We start from the raw sequence: 1756 nt of genomic DNA, 5'->3' as shown, positions 1-1756 counted from the left end.
CTAGGGGGGGGAACCCAAGGCGGAATTCCCGGCCGGTGTCCGGCGGGTTCTCCACCACGGGGGACACGAACTGGTCGATGCAGATGCGGTCGTCGCGCTGGAGCATGGAGGCGACCAGGGCCAGGGGCACGCTGCGGCCGCTGGCCGGGTCCGTGACGGCCCCGGGCGCCAGGATCAGGCGGTGCGGCTCGTCGGCCAGGAGGAAGAGGGCGGCGCGGGCCTGGAGCTTCTCGCCCATGGCGGCGCAGGCCTTGAGGAGCGCGTTGCCGAAGACGTAGGTGGTGCGGCTGGCCGAGGAGGACCCGGCGGGCAGGCACAGGCGCGTGTCGGGACGGACCACCTCGAAGGCGGAGGGCGGCTGGTGCAGGGCCAGGGCGGCCATGCGCACGAAGGCCAGGGAGTTGCCCTGGCCCATGTCCGGCACGGAGTTGTAGATGCGGAAGGTCCCGCCCCGCGTGAGTTCCAGCTTGGCGGCGGCCGCGTCGGGCAGACCCCGGCCGTAGCCCATGGCGTTGCACGAGGCCGCGATGCCCACGCCCCGGCGCTTGAAGGCCGGGGCCTGCGCCTTCCAGGCCTCCCGGCCCTTCCAGACGGGATGGTCCATCACGGCCTCCAGGCACTCGGCCGCCCCCGTGGGGGACTCCATCGCCACGCCCGCGCAGTTCAGCTCGCCCGTGCGCAGGGCGTTCTTCAGGCGGAGGGCGGCCGGGTCCATGCCCAGGCGCGCGGCCAGCAGGTCCAGGGTCCGCTCCAGGGCGAAGCTGGCCTGGGCAACGCCGAACCCCCGGAAGGCCCCGCCCACGGGGTTGTTGGTGTAGGCGCAGAAGCCCTCCACGCGCGTGTGCGGGACGGCGTAGGGGCCGCCCGCGTGCTCCATGGCCAGGGCCATGATCTCCACGGCCAGGTGGGCGTAGGGGCCGGAATCGAAGTGCATGACGCACTCCAGGGCCTCCAGCGCCCCGGAGCGCGAGGCCCCCAGGCGCACGCGGATGCGCGCGGCGTGGCGCTTGTACCCGGCCAGGAAGGTCTCCTCACGGTTCCAGCACATGCGCACCCAGCGTCCGCCGCCGTGCAGGGCGGCCAGGGCCAGAAGGCACTGCACCGTGGCCCCGTCCTTGCCCCCGAAGCCGCCGCCCAGGGAGGGGGCGCGCACGCGCACCTTCATGGGGTCCAGGCCCAGGGCGTGGCCGATCTCGAAGCGGTCGCGGAAGGGGGCCTGGGTGGAGACCACCATCTCCACGCCGCCGTGGCGGGTGCGCCGGGCCGCGCCGTTGGGCGGCTCCAGGAAGGCGTGCTCCTGCATGGGGGTCTCGAAGACGCCCTCCGCCACCGCATGGCACTGCGCAAAGGCCCCCGGGGCGTCGCCCTTCTCCACCAGGGCATGGGCCAGGAGATTGCCGCCCTCCCGGCCGGGATGGACCAGGGATGCGCCCGGCGCGAGGGCCTCTTCGGGGTCGAAGACGCCTGGCAGGGGGTCGAACTCCACGCGGATGCGCTCCAGGGCCTGGGCCAGAGCCTGCCTGTCCCCGGCCAGCACCAGGGCCACGGGGTCCCCGGCGTGGCGCACGGCGTCCGCTGCCAGCACGGGCTGGTCCTTGTGCACGATGCCCTGGCGGTTGGTCCCGGGCACGTCGGCCCCGGTGAGCACGGCCAGCACGCCCGGCACGGCGCGGGCCTCGCCTGTGTGCACGGCCCTGATCCCGGCGTGCGGCACGCCCGCGCGCCAAGCCCCGGCCCAGAGGCAGTCCTCCGGCAG

General features: G+C 74.7%; 1 protein-coding gene. It reads right to left on the bottom strand.

Annotated features, from left to right (window positions below; all coding sequences use genetic code 11):
* On the bottom strand, nucleotides 1–1756 hold a 1756-nt coding region (locus ACV4UX_RS19240; RefSeq protein WP_491594889.1), incomplete at its 3' end, for a xanthine dehydrogenase family protein molybdopterin-binding subunit.

The sequence above is a fragment of the Fundidesulfovibrio sp. genome (assembly GCF_058402725.1).
Note: the sequence above shows the minus strand (reverse complement) of the source record. Positions and strands in the feature narration are given on the sequence as shown.